This window comes from Rhodococcus sp. DMU2021, from assembly GCF_019641445.1.
Lineage (GTDB): Bacteria > Actinomycetota > Actinomycetes > Mycobacteriales > Mycobacteriaceae > Rhodococcus > Rhodococcus pyridinivorans.
The window spans coordinates 177610-188845 of the sequence record NZ_JAIFKB010000007.1; the positions used below are offsets into that span (position 1 = coordinate 177610).

Annotated in this window: 11 protein-coding genes; 9 read left to right on the forward strand and 2 right to left on the reverse strand. The window is 67.1% G+C overall.

The window, feature by feature from the left end; all coding sequences use genetic code 11:
- Position 1 precedes the first annotated feature (1 nt).
- The 8 genes from K3M35_RS12960 to K3M35_RS12995 are packed head-to-tail and all read left to right on the forward strand — an operon-like array spanning position 2 to position 8343.
- Complete coding sequence (locus K3M35_RS12960) at positions 2-1180, forward strand: MCE family protein (protein WP_220666512.1); 1179 nt, start codon at positions 2-4, stop codon at positions 1178-1180.
- Between the two features lie 2 nt (positions 1181-1182).
- Positions 1183-2202 (forward strand): MCE family protein, encoded by a 1020-nt coding sequence (locus tag K3M35_RS12965; protein WP_024102956.1) that lies wholly within the window; start codon positions 1183-1185, stop codon positions 2200-2202.
- Positions 2199-3257: an MCE family protein gene (locus tag K3M35_RS12970; protein ID WP_220666513.1), complete on the forward strand. Its 1059-nt coding sequence runs from the start codon at positions 2199-2201 to the stop codon at positions 3255-3257. The genes K3M35_RS12965 and K3M35_RS12970 overlap by 4 nt, the downstream gene beginning before the upstream one ends.
- Positions 3254-4582: an MCE family protein gene (locus K3M35_RS12975; RefSeq protein ID WP_019290088.1), complete on the forward strand. Its 1329-nt coding sequence runs from the start codon at positions 3254-3256 to the stop codon at positions 4580-4582. Before K3M35_RS12970 ends, K3M35_RS12975 begins: the two co-directional genes overlap by 4 nt.
- Positions 4579-5796, forward strand: a complete 1218-nt coding sequence (locus tag K3M35_RS12980) for an MCE family protein (protein ID WP_024102958.1) — start codon at positions 4579-4581, stop codon at positions 5794-5796. The genes K3M35_RS12975 and K3M35_RS12980 overlap by 4 nt, the downstream gene beginning before the upstream one ends.
- Positions 5793-7205, forward strand: a complete 1413-nt coding sequence (locus K3M35_RS12985; RefSeq protein WP_217580184.1) for an MCE family protein — start codon at positions 5793-5795, stop codon at positions 7203-7205. Before K3M35_RS12980 ends, K3M35_RS12985 begins: the two co-directional genes overlap by 4 nt.
- A complete protein-coding gene (locus tag K3M35_RS12990) occupies positions 7205-7717 on the forward strand; it encodes a hypothetical protein (protein ID WP_006551890.1) in 513 nt (170 codons plus the stop codon). Before K3M35_RS12985 ends, K3M35_RS12990 begins: the two co-directional genes overlap by 1 nt.
- Positions 7714-8343, forward strand: a complete 630-nt coding sequence (locus tag K3M35_RS12995) for a twin-arginine translocation pathway signal (protein WP_217580183.1) — start codon at positions 7714-7716, stop codon at positions 8341-8343. The genes K3M35_RS12990 and K3M35_RS12995 overlap by 4 nt, the downstream gene beginning before the upstream one ends.
- A gap of 10 nt (positions 8344-8353) precedes the next feature.
- On the opposite strand, the gene K3M35_RS13000 is transcribed toward K3M35_RS12995, so the two are convergent.
- The gene (locus K3M35_RS13000; RefSeq protein ID WP_006551888.1) at positions 8354-9865 is read right to left on the reverse strand and encodes a trehalose-6-phosphate synthase; all 1512 of its coding nucleotides are present in this window, start codon (positions 9863-9865) and stop codon (positions 8354-8356) included.
- Positions 9866-9950: 85 nt separating this feature from the next.
- On the reverse strand, positions 9951-10160 hold the full coding sequence (locus K3M35_RS13005; protein ID WP_016692417.1) for a hypothetical protein: 210 nt from the start codon (positions 10158-10160) through the stop codon (positions 9951-9953).
- 195 nt (positions 10161-10355) lie between these two features.
- On the opposite strand from K3M35_RS13005, the gene K3M35_RS13010 reads away from it, so the two are divergent.
- Positions 10356-11156 carry an alpha/beta fold hydrolase gene (locus K3M35_RS13010; RefSeq protein WP_016692418.1) on the forward strand — a complete coding sequence of 267 codons (801 nt, stop codon included), beginning with the start codon at positions 10356-10358 and terminating at the stop codon, positions 11154-11156.
- Positions 11157-11236: the final 80 nt, after the last annotated feature.

Below are 11236 nucleotides of genomic sequence, written 5' to 3' on the forward strand. Positions count from 1 at the left end.
CATGGACACTCCTTCGTGGAAGAAGAAGTTCGCCGCCTTCGGTCTCGTGGGCGGCCTCGCCGCGATCGTCGCGGTGGCACTGACGATGTTCGCCGGTGGGTTCACCTCGACGGTCCCGCTCACCGTCACCTCGCCCCGGTCGGGTCTGGTGATGGAACCCGACGCCAAGGTGACGATGCGCGGCGTCGAGGTGGGCCGCGTGGCGTCGATCGAGCACACACCGGCCGGTGCGGTCCTGCATCTCGACATGCAGCCCGGGCAGATGCAGCTCATCCCGTCGAACGCACGGGTGGCGATCGAATCCACCACCGTCTTCGGTGCCAAGTTCGTCGACATCGTCGTCCCCGACGATCCGTCCTCGGTGCCGATGCAGGAAGGCGCCGTAATCGCGGCCGACAACGTCACCGTCGAGTTCAACACGGTCTTCGAGCACCTGTCCGACGTGCTCGCCCAGATCCAGCCCGAGAAGCTCAACGCCACCCTCGGCGCGCTGTCGGAAGCGCTCAACGGACGCGGCGACGCCCTCGGTGCCGCCCTGGCCGAGGCCGATGCGTATCTCGCCGAGATGAATCCGTCGCTGCCGCAACTGCAGGCCGACCTCGTCTCGGCTGCGCAGGTGACCGACGTCTACGCCGACACGGCCCCCGACCTCATGACCACGATCGGCAACGCCACCGACGTCGGCAACACCGTCGTCGACGAACAACAGCAACTCGATCTGCTACTGATGAACCTCACCGGTCTCGCGAACACCGGACGGGACGTCCTGGGGGAGAACGAAACACAGTTGACCACCGCACTCGACGGCCTGAGCCGCACCACCGGCCTGCTCGGTGAGTACTCGCCGCAATTGACCTGCTTCATAGTCGGTCTCAACGACGCCCGGGTGGCGTTCGAACCGATGGCCGGCACCGGGGAGTACGCCGCGCTGATGCTGAGCACCAGCTTCATGGGTGGCGCGACGCCGTACAACGACGCCCAGGATCTGCCCGTGGTCGGCGCGACCGGCGGACCGAACTGCTGGGGCCTGCCGAACTTCGACCCGCGCCGAGACGGTCACGCGCCGTTCGTCGTGTCGAACACCGGCGAAACGCCCTACAAGCCCGCAACGGAAGCCTGGATCCGCTACCCGACGATCTTCCAGTACCTGTTCGGCGACCATCTCGCGGGCGGGCGGTGACCATGAGAGCGACCACCGTCAAGTTCCTGATCTTCGCCGTCACGATGACGTTGATCTTCGCCGGGCTGGCCGTCGTGTTCAGCCAGGCGCGGTTCACCGGCACCGAGAACTACCGGGCCACCTTCACGGACGTCTCCGGTCTCGGTGCCGGCGACAAGGTCCGCATCGCCGGGGTGCAGGTCGGTTCGGTGAAGAAGGTCGACATCGGCCGCGACAACACCGCCGAGATCGAGTTCGACGTGGACGCGAAACACACGCTGTTCACCGGCACCCGCGCCACCGTGCGATACGAGAACCTCGTCGGCGACCGGTATCTCGAACTGCTCGAAGGTGCCGGCAGCGTCGACGTCCTGCCCGCCGGTGGCAACATCCCGATCGAGCAGACCGAACCCGCCCTCGATCTCGACCTGCTCCTCGGCGGGTTCAAGCCGCTGTTGCAGGGCCTCGACGCGCAGCAGGTCAACGACCTCTCCGGAGCTCTGTTGCAGGTCTTCCAGGGGCAGGGCGACACGCTCGTGTCGCTGCTGGGGAACACCAACTCGTTCACCAACTCACTCGCCGACCGCGACCAGCTGATCGGCGACGTCATCGACAACCTCAACGCCGTCCTCGGCACGATCGACGATCACGACCGCGAGTTCGAGAACACGATCGAACAGCTGCACACCCTGGTGGGCGGGCTGTCCGCCGATCGTGATCCCATCGGCGCGTCGATCCCGCCGATCGCCTCCGGCACCGCGGATCTCGCCGCGCTGTTGCAGAACAACCGGCCCGACTTGCAGACGGTCATCGCCGAGACGAACCGCACCATGACCCAGCTCGACCTCGGCAAGGATGACATCAACCGCACGCTCGAACGCCTGCCCTCCGACTACAAGAAACTCATCCGCGTGGGTGCATACGGAAACTTCTTCCAATTCTTCCTCTGTGCCAATACTTTCAAGTTCTCCGGACCGGACGGCACCACCATCCGGTACACCACGGCGAACCACGACACGGGAAGGTGTGCGAAGGTCGAATGAGTGCACCCCGTGACCCCAACTACATCCGGACGGGCATCATCGGCCTGGCCGTGTCCGCCGCGATCGTTCTCGCCGGTCTGCAGTACGACCAGCTGCACTTCCTCTCCGGGGGCCTGAGCTACTCGGCGCGATTCCAGGACGCCGGCGGTCTGGTGCCCGGCGACGACGTCATGCTCGCCGGCGTGAACGTCGGCGACGTCACCGAGGTGCGCCTCGACGGTCAGGCCGTGCTGGTGAGTTTCCGCATCCGGGACGGTATCGGGCTCGGCGACACCACCGGAGCCGACATCAAGACCAACACCGTGCTCGGCCGGAAATCGCTGGCGCTGCGCCCCGGTGGCGACGGTGTGATGCGCCCGAACTCGATCATCGGTATCGAGCACACCAATTCGCCGTACTCACTGACCGACGCACTCGGCGATCTCACGACGACCGTCTCCGAACTCGACACCGATCGCATCAACGACTCGCTCGACGCGCTGTCGCAAACCCTCGAGAACACCCCGCCCGAGATCCAGGGCGCCCTGGAGGGCATGACCCGCCTGTCGCAGTCGATCAACGCCCGCGACGAGTCGTTGCACCAACTGCTCGAGCGTGCCGAGAGCGTGACGGGCATCCTGGCCGAGCGCAGCGACCAGGTCAACGCGCTCATCGTCGACGCGAACGCCCTGTTCGGCGAATTGAGCCTGCGCCGCGACGCCATCACCGAACTGATCGCGAACATCTCCTCCGTCTCACGTCAGCTCACCGGGCTCGTGCAGGACAACCAGGCGCAGATGGCACCGACACTCGAGAAGCTCAACCTCGTGACGGCCAACCTGCAGGCGAACAAGGAGAACATCGCCGGGGCGCTCGACGGCCTGGGCCCGTACATCAGCGCACTCGGGGAATCCGTCGCCAGCGGACCGTTCTTCAACGCCTACGTGTCCAACATCCTGCCGGCGCCGTGGTGGAAGGCCCTCGTGGACAGCCAGGTCGCGCCCGATCTTCTCCCCGAGGATCTCCAGGACGTGATCCCGGACGGGCCCCCGACTATCAAGAGGGACGGCGAATGAGTACCGATACCGCCCCGACGACCGCCCGCCGTCGCCCACCCCTGCTGGTGCCGGTGATCATCGGCGCCGTCGTCGTGCTCGTGCTCGGCGCCCTCGCCGTGTTCGTCCTGCCGGACCTCGGCAAACGCACGATCCACGCCGAATTCGCGTCCACCAGCGGCCTGTACGAGGGCGACGACGTGCGGGTGCTCGGCGTCTCGGTGGGGCGCATCAGCGACATCGAACCCCGCGACGACCTCGTACAGGTGACGATGAAGGTCGACGACGGCGTCGAGATCCCGTCCGATGCGAGTGCCGTCGTCATCGCGCAGAGTCTCGTCTCGGCGCGCTTCGTCCAGCTCACCCCTGTGTACTCGGGTGGCCCGACCATCGAGGACGGCGCGACGATCCCGATGCAGCGCACGGCCTCTCCCGTGGAGTGGGACCAGATCAAGACCGAACTGATGCGATTGTCCGAAGCGCTCGGTCCCGAGGAACTCGATCCGCAGGGATCTCTCGGCCGGTTCATCGACACCGCGGCCGAGAATCTCGAGGGCAACGGGCAGACCGTGCGCGAGGCCCTTCGGGAGCTGTCGGACACGATGCGCACGCTCTCGGAGGGACGCACCGATCTGTTCTCGACGATCCGCAACCTGCAGACCTTCGTGTCGGTCCTCTCGTCGAGCAACGAACAGATCGTGCAGTTCGGCGGTCGTCTCGCGTCGGTTTCGGACGTGCTCGCGCAGAGCTCCGACCAGCTCGGTGTCTCCTTGTCCGAGTTGAACATCGCCGTCGGCGACGTACAGCGGTTCGTGCAGGACAACCGGGCCGAGCTCACCGAATCGGTGGAGCGGCTGGCCGATGCGACCGAGGTGCTGGTCCGCAAACGTCCCGAGATCGAGCGGGTGCTGCACTCCGGCCCGACCTCCCTCGCGAACTTCTACAACATCTACAAGCCGGCGCAGGGGTCGCTCACGGGCGCGCTCGCGATCAACAACCTCGCCAACCCCGTCGAGTGGATGTGCGGGTCGGTCGCGGCCGCCGCGAACGCGACCTCCGAGCGCAGCGAGGAACTGTGCCGCCAGCAACTCGGCCCGGTGCTGTCGTCCATCAACGCCAACTACCTTCCGCTGCTGGTCAATCCGCTCGCCGGTGTGCAGGCCTTCCCCGACGACATCGTCTACACCGAAACCTGGCTCGAGGAGGCGTCGGCAGGTCGTGGCACCGCGCCCGAGCCGTCGTCCTCGGAGACCGCGTCGCCGGTCGACGGGATCCTCGGTGGCCTGCCGTCGCTGCAGGTCCCGCAGGATCTGGGTTCTCTGCTGCAGCCGGGAGGAGTGCGATGACCGGCCGCTCGATGTTCCGCCGCCTGGGCGTCGCGGCCACCGCGGTCGCGGTGAGCACGACGCTCACCGCCTGCGAGTGGGACGGACTCAACTCGATTCCCATGCCCGGCAGCGCCGGCCGCGGGGAGGGTGCCTACGAGGTGCAGATCGAGATGCCCAACGTGACGACCCTGACCCAGAACTCGCCCGTGCGGGTCGACGACGTCACTGTGGGGTCGATCTCGGGGATCGAACTCGACGGCTGGCACGCGCTCGTGACGGTTTCGCTCGACGAAGGCGTGATCGTTCCGGCCAACTCGCTCGCCCGGATCGGGCAGACGAGTCTGCTCGGGTCGCAACACCTCGAACTGATCCCGCCCGTCGGCGAACCCCCGCAGGGCCGGCTCGAGGACGGCGACGTCATCCCGCTCGAACGCGCCGGTGCGTATCCGACCACCGAACAGACACTCTCGTCGCTGTCGGTGGTGCTCAACGGTGGTGGACTCGCGCAGATCAACGACATCACCACCGAACTGAACGCGGCGCTCGTCGGCCGGGAGGACTCGATCCGGAATCTGCTCCCGCGCCTGGACGAACTGGTGTCCACCCTCGACACGCAGCGCGGCGACATCATCGCGGCGCTGGAGGGCATGGACCGGCTGGCCGCGACCGTCGACGACCAGAACGCGACACTCGTCCGCGCCCTCGAGGAGTTGCCACCCGCGCTGGAGGTGCTCTCGGATCAGCGTTCGAACCTCACCGCCGCGATGAGTTCGCTCGGTGAACTGAGCACCGTGGCGAGCCGGATCGTCGAGACCTCGAACGACGATCTGAAGGCGAATCTCGAAGGGCTCGCGCCGACGTTGAAGGCCCTGGCCGATTCGGGCAGTGCCCTGACCGAGGTGCTCGGTGTGCTGCTCACCTATCCCTTCCCGCAGGCGGGCATCAACAACATCATCCGCGGCGACTACGCGAACCTCGCGATGACGATCGACCTCACCCTCGACCGCCTCGACCTGAACTTCCTGTCCGGGACGCCGCTCGCGGGACGCCTCGCCGGCCCGGAAGGTATCCTCGGCCGCGACGCGGGACTCGCCGCACAGGCGACGGACCCGTTCCGCGCACCGCTCGAACCACCCCCGCCGCCGCCTCCCGGTCCCGAAGGGAAACTGACGATCCCCGGCATCGGTGAGATCACCATTCCCGGCCTGCCCCTGGGGGTGCCCGCACCATGATGCTCACGCGGTTCGTCCGCATCCAGCTCACGATCTTCGCGATCCTCACGGTCGTCGGACTCGTCGTGATGTCGCTGATGTACGTGAAGTTGCCGGCGCTGTTCGGGATCGGACGGTACGAGATCGTCGTCGAACTGCAGTCGACCGGCGGTCTGTATCCGCACTCGAACGTCACCTATCGCGGAAACACCGTCGGCACCGTGCGGAGCGTCGCCCTGTCGCCGACAGGGGTCGAGGCGTTGCTGTCCATCGACAGCGACGCGAAGATTCCCGCCGATGTGGACGCGGCGGTGCGCAGCGTCTCGGCTGTCGGCGAACAGTACGTCGATCTCGTTCCCCGAGCCGACGGTTCGGGCGGCGAACGCCTGGCCGACGGCGACGTGATCCCGATCGACCGCACGAGCGTGCCGCAGGAGGTCGGTGCCCTGCTCGACCAGGCCGACGTGTTGCTCGCCTCGATCAGCGACACCCGGCTGCAGACCGTGGTGGACGAGGCGTTCGACGCGTTCAACGGCTCCGGACCCGAACTGCAGGAACTGATCGACTCGACGCGCCTGTTCGTGCAGGAGGCCTCGGCGAACAGTGCCGAGACACGGCAGTTGATCGACCAGATCGGTCCGCTGCTCGACACGCAGGTGGTCACGAGCGATGCGATCCGGTCGTGGACACGCGACATGGTCACCTTCACCGACCGCCTGCGCGAGAGCGACCCCGACCTGCGAGCACTGCTCGACGTCGGACCGGGTGCCGCTGCCGAAACCGAATCCCTGTTGCAGGAACTGAAGCCGACCCTGCCGTTGCTGCTTGCGAATCTGGTGAGCGTCGGAGAGGTGGGTGTGGTCTACAACGCCGGCATCGAGCAGATCCTGGTGCTGTACCCGCCGATGACGACGGCCCTGATCACCGCGGCCGGCGCCGGCCCGCCCGAGGACGGTGCCGTGGTGGACTTCCACCTGCAGGTCAACGATCCGCCGCCGTGCCTGGCAGGCTTCGTGCCGCCGGAGCAGTGGCGCAGTCCGGCCGATACCTCCGTGGTCGACACACCCGGCGACATCTTCTGTCAACTGCCACAGGACTATCCGAACGCGGTCCGCGGCGCCCGGAACGTACCGTGCATGGAGTACCCGGGCCGTCGCGCACCGACGCCCGACACGTGCCGCACCGGGTACAGCCCTACCTATTCGGACAATCCGTGGACCGGACCGCCGACACCGGTGGCCTCGGAGAACGTCGCACCCACACCCGCTTCCTACGGCGGGGGAGACGACACGGCTCCCGCGGGGGTCGCGGCGCGACGGATCGATCCGCAGACCGGGACGTACATTGGTCCCGACGGCACCGTGTACACGCACGCCGATCTCGGTGGAGATCGGAGCTTGGAGAGTTACATGAAGGCGCAGCAGGGCTGATGGCAGACGAGATCGACAAGAAGACGAAGCCGGCATGGGCCAAGCCGGTCGCGATCATCGCGTCCGTACTGGTCATCGCGCTCGTCGCGGCCGGTGCCTGGCTCATCGTCGACAGGCAGTCCGCGAACGAACGCGACGAGAAGCGGGAGGCGTACCTGCAGGCCGCGCGGCAGACGGTGCTCAACCTGACCACCATCAACGCCGATACCGCCGACGCCGACGTCGCACGTCTGCTCGAAGGCGCGACGGGCGATTTCAAGGCCGAGTTCGAGGGCCGCGAAGGGCCTTTCGTGGAGGTCGTGCAACAGGCCGGCGTCGACACCACCGGTGAGGTCCTCGAAGCGGGGATACAGAACGAGGACGGCACGTGCGCGTCGTCGCTCGTCGCCTCCCGCGCGATGGTGAGCAACGCCGACCAGACCGAACCGGAAGCACGCGACTTCCGTCTGCGGGTGACGATCTGCGACGAGAACGGCAGATTGCTGGCGTCGAAGGTGGAGTTCGTGCCGTGACCGACGAGAAGGACGATCGCGTGACGCTCGACAAGACGACCGACGACACTGTGGCCGGTGGGACCGCAGAGAAGGACGGATCCACCGCCGCCGAGACCTCGGCCGCCGACACCTCCGTCCCGGACGCGATTTCGGATCCGAAGGCCTCGTACCTGCCACACATCGCGATCGGATTGTCTTTCGTGGCAGTGGTTTTCGCGGTCCTGGTGGGATGGCTCGCCTACGGCACCGTCCAGCAGTCCGCCGCCGAGACGGCACGGACGGAGGCAAGGGTCGCTGCGGAGGAACAGGCGGTCGCGATGCTCGCCTACACCCACGACCAGGTGGACGCGCAGACCGACACCGCCGCGGAGGGTCTCACCGGCGACTTCCGCGACGAGTACACGAATCTGATGAAGAACATCATCGCGCCGGGCGCCAAGGAGAAAGCGATCAGCGTGCAGGTGAGCGTGCAGGCGTCGTCGGTGGTCTCCGCCGACGCCGACAACGCTGTGACCCTGCTGTTCCTCAACCAGATCACGACGAGTTCGGAGAACCCCGAAGCGGTGAGCAGCGGCAGTCGGGTGCGCGTCGAACTCGAAAAGCAGGACGGGCGTTGGCTCGTCAGCCGGTTGACCCCGATCTAGAAGAGAGCCGTCAGGTGGGGTCGGGTTCGCCGGCCTCACCCGGCGCGATCAGCGCGCGTCCGGCGGCGCCGGTGTTGGCGAGGGTGTCGAGGAACGAACGGGCCCAGCGATCCACATCGTGCGTGAGCACCTGACGGCGCAGCGCACGCATCCTCTTGCGGCCGTCCTCGCGCGGCACCTCGATCGCGGCCTGGATCTTGTCCTTGACGTCCTCGAGGTCGTGCGGATTGCACTGGAACGACTGCCGCAGTTCGGCTGCGGCACCGGTGAACTCGCTGAGCACCAACGCGCCGCCGAGATCGCTGCGGCACGCGATGTACTCCTTGGCGACGAGGTTCATGCCGTCGCGCAAGGGGGTTACCAGCATGACGTCGGCCGCGACGAAGAACGCGATGAGCTCGTCGCGGGGGACCGGGCGGTGGATGTAGTGCACCACCGGACGCCCCACCTCGGCGTACTCACCGTTGATGCGACTGACCGTCCGCTCGATCTCGCCGCGCATGTGGACGTAGGAATCGACGCGCTCCCGGCTCGGGGTCGCGAGCTGCACCATCACGGTGTCCTTCGGGTCCATGCGACCCTCGGCGAGAAGTTCGTGCACCGCATCGAGCCGCACGTCGATGCCCTTGGTGTAGTCGAGGCGATCGACGCCGAGCAGAATCGTCTTCGGGTTGCCGAGTTCCTTGCGCAACGCCTTGGCTCGATCGCGGATGGCCTTGCTCCGCGACTGCTGGTCGAGCCGGCCCGATTCGATGGAGATGGGGAAAGCGCCGACGCGCACCGAGCGGAAGCCGACCTGGACCACGCCGAGCTTGGACCGGATGCCGATGTTGCCGCGTGAGGTCTGGGCACCTGCCAGACGTCGGGCGAGATACAGGAAGTTCTGGGCACCCCCGGGAAGATGGAAGCCGATGAGGTCGGCGCCGAGGAGACCCTCCACGATCTCGGTGCGCCACGGCAGCTGCATGAACAGCTCGATCGGCGGGAACGGGATGTGCAGGAAGAAGCCGATCGTCAGATCGGGACGGAGCATCCGCAGCATCTTCGGCACCAGCTGCAGCTGGTAGTCCTGGATCCAGACGGTCGCGCCCTCCGAGGCGGCCTTCGCGGTCTCCTCGGCGAAGCGGCGGTTGATCTCGACGTAGGAGTTCCACCATTCGCGCCGGTACTCCGGACGCACGATCACGTCGTGGTAGAGCGGCCACAGCGTGGCGTTGGAGAACCCCTCGTAGTATTCGGCGATGTCCTCGGTGCTCAACCGCACCGAGTGCAGGGTCAGCCCGTCCTCGACGATGACGCCTGACTCGGCATCGGCCACGCCGGCCCAGCCGACCCAGGCGCCGTTGTTCGAACGCAGGATCGGCTCGAGTGCGGTGACGAGCCCGCCCGGACTGCGCTTCCAGCGGGTGGTGCCGTCGCGAAGCCGTTCGAGGTCGACCGGCAGGCGATTGGCGACGACCACGAAGTCCGACCCGGCGTGCGAGTCGTGGTTCCCCGCTGCGTCCGCTTCGCCTGCTGTCACGTTGTGGTCCTCTTTCGGGGCCGGTGCCGTCGCCGGCCCGGCAGTGTGGGTGCCGACATCGGCACCGGGATGGGTGTCGAGCTCGTCAGTGCTTGTCGCTGGGACCGATGCCGAGCATCGACAGCAGCATGCGGCACTCGTCCGCGTTCTCTGCGTAGGCAGCGACGACTCGCTGCGCCTGTCGTGCGGTTTCGTCGGCGACGGGTTCGAGATCCTCGTCGGCGATGTCGTTCGCGGTGGTCGGGTCCGCGGCCATGATGTCCTCCCGGGGTCGCTGCTCTGTGCGAGCACGCATCGTCCTTCGACTCTAGGAGAATCGGACAGCTCGCCGCCACCCGCCTTCCGAGGGCGGTCCTGGCACGGTCCTGCACGTCTACGTCGCGGTACCGTAGGACGGTCGTGCAGTAGGTACACCGTGTGTGTTTCCGGCGCACGACGTCACAGCGCCGACCCGCGGCGCACAACCGCGCTTTCGTCGAGGAAGGTATTCATGCCCATTGCCACCGTGAACGGCATCCCGCTGAACTACCAGGTCAAGGGAACGGGCGATCTCGTCGTCCTCATCATGGGAACGGGTAGTCCGGGGCGCGTGTGGGATCTGCACCAGGTGCCCGCGCTCGTCAAGGCCGGCTACCGGGTCGCCACCTTCGACAACCGCGGCATCGCACCGTCGGGCGAGAGCCTCGGCGGCATGACCATCGACGACCTGGTGAAGGACACCGCCGGCCTGATCGAACTGCTCGGCGGCCCCGCCTACGTGATCGGCACGTCGATGGGTGCGCGTGTCGCGCAGGAGCTGACGCTCGCCCGTCCCGAACTCGTCCGCAAGGCCGTTTTCCTGGCCGGTCACGCCCGCATGGACCAGTTCCAGCTGACGCTCACCGAGGGCGAGCGGCAGCTCTACGACAGCGGCGTCGAACTGCCGCCGAAGTACCAGGCCGCCGTCACGGCCGTGATGAATCTGTCGCCGGCCTCGCTGGCCGACGAGCACACCGCCCGCGACTGGCTGGACGTCTTCGAGTTCAGCGGCGGAAAGGTGTCGGCGGGCGTGCGCGCGCAGCTCGGCATGGACCGGGAGTTCGATCGGCGCGCGGCCTACCGCGGCATCACCGTGCCGTGCCTGGCCGTCGGATTCGCCGACGACCGGATGATCCCGGCCTATCTGTCGCGCGAGGTGGCGGACGCCATTCCGGGTGCGCGCTACGAGGAGATCCCGGACGCGGGGCACTACGGCTATCTCGAGCGGCCCGAGGCGGTCAACAAGATCCTGGTGGACTTCCTGGCTTCCTAGAGGAGTCCCTTCACACGGGAAATCGGCAGGCGGGCGCGGTGGGATCGGCGACGATCCACCGCGCCCGCCGTCGTCGAAAT

Excerpts from the sequence above, each read along its gene's own strand:
- K3M35_RS12975 (WP_019290088.1), top strand. The coding sequence starts at position 3,254 with ATGAGTACCGATACCGCCCCGACGACCGCCCGCCGTCGCCCACCCCTG.
- K3M35_RS12965 (WP_024102956.1), top strand. The coding sequence starts at position 1,183 with ATGAGAGCGACCACCGTCAAGTTCCTGATCTTCGCCGTCACGATGACG.
- K3M35_RS12990 (WP_006551890.1), top strand. The coding sequence starts at position 7,205 with ATGGCAGACGAGATCGACAAGAAGACGAAGCCGGCATGGGCCAAGCCG.
- K3M35_RS12985 (WP_217580184.1), top strand. The coding sequence starts at position 5,793 with ATGATGCTCACGCGGTTCGTCCGCATCCAGCTCACGATCTTCGCGATC.
- K3M35_RS13010 (WP_016692418.1), top strand. The coding sequence starts at position 10,356 with ATGCCCATTGCCACCGTGAACGGCATCCCGCTGAACTACCAGGTCAAG.
- K3M35_RS12960 (WP_220666512.1), top strand. The coding sequence starts at position 2 with ATGGACACTCCTTCGTGGAAGAAGAAGTTCGCCGCCTTCGGTCTCGTG.
- K3M35_RS12980 (WP_024102958.1), top strand. The coding sequence starts at position 4,579 with ATGACCGGCCGCTCGATGTTCCGCCGCCTGGGCGTCGCGGCCACCGCG.
- K3M35_RS12970 (WP_220666513.1), top strand. The coding sequence starts at position 2,199 with ATGAGTGCACCCCGTGACCCCAACTACATCCGGACGGGCATCATCGGC.
- K3M35_RS13005 (WP_016692417.1), bottom strand. The coding sequence starts at position 10,160 with ATGCGTGCTCGCACAGAGCAGCGACCCCGGGAGGACATCATGGCCGCG.